The 640-nt window shown below is 57.2% G+C and carries 2 protein-coding genes; both read left to right on the top strand.

Annotated features, from left to right (window positions below; genetic code table 11):
• On the top strand, positions 1–300 hold a 300-nt coding region (locus ACI3K0_RS30800; protein WP_404946993.1), incomplete at its 5' end, for a nucleotide-binding domain containing protein.
• Positions 301–308: 8 nt separating this feature from the next.
• Positions 309–640: class II aldolase/adducin family protein (locus ACI3K0_RS30795; protein WP_404946994.1), on the top strand; the 332-nt coding region annotated here is incomplete at its 3' end.

Raw genomic sequence — 640 nt, 5'->3', positions numbered from 1 at the left:
CTCAAGGCCCAGGAGGTGTTGGGCCGTGACGAGGCCGGGGCATTGGTCGAAGACTTCCTCGGTGAACTGGCAGCCACCTTGCGCACTATTGGTTTCAGCAGATTTATCGTGGCCGGTGGAGAAACGTCAGGCGCGGTTTCCGCAGCTCTGTCTATCAATGCCCTGGAGATCGGGCCCGAGATTGATCCGGGTGTGCCGTGGACGAGAGCGACAGACGCTGGAGGACCGGCGCTTGCCTTGAAGTCGGGAAATTTCGGCGCGCCGGACTTCTTTGAAAAAGCCAGGAGAATGTGCCCGTGATCGCCATCATATCTGAAGAGACGAAAGTCCGGGACGAGATTGCATCGGTTGGCAGATCGCTTTTCGATCGTGGTCTTTCTCCGGGCTCGACCGGAAACATCAGCGTCCGGCTATCGTCCGGGGAGGTTCTCATGACCCCGACGAACGCATCGTTGGGAACGCTTGATGCCAACCGCATCTCTAGATTTTCTGCGGAAGGCGTTCATCTCGAAGGCGACAAACCGACAAAAGAAGCATTTCTGCACCAGTGCGTTTACTGCAACCGCAGGGCTGCCAACGCCGTCGTTCATCTTCATTCAACTCACGCGGTTGCACTCAGCATCCTGCCGGAAATCAATCG

This window comes from Rhizobium sp. ZW T2_16, assembly GCF_044987325.1.
Classification (GTDB): domain Bacteria; phylum Pseudomonadota; class Alphaproteobacteria; order Rhizobiales; family Rhizobiaceae; genus Neorhizobium; species Neorhizobium cellulosilyticum.
Note: the sequence above shows the minus strand (reverse complement) of the source record. Positions and strands in the feature narration are given on the sequence as shown.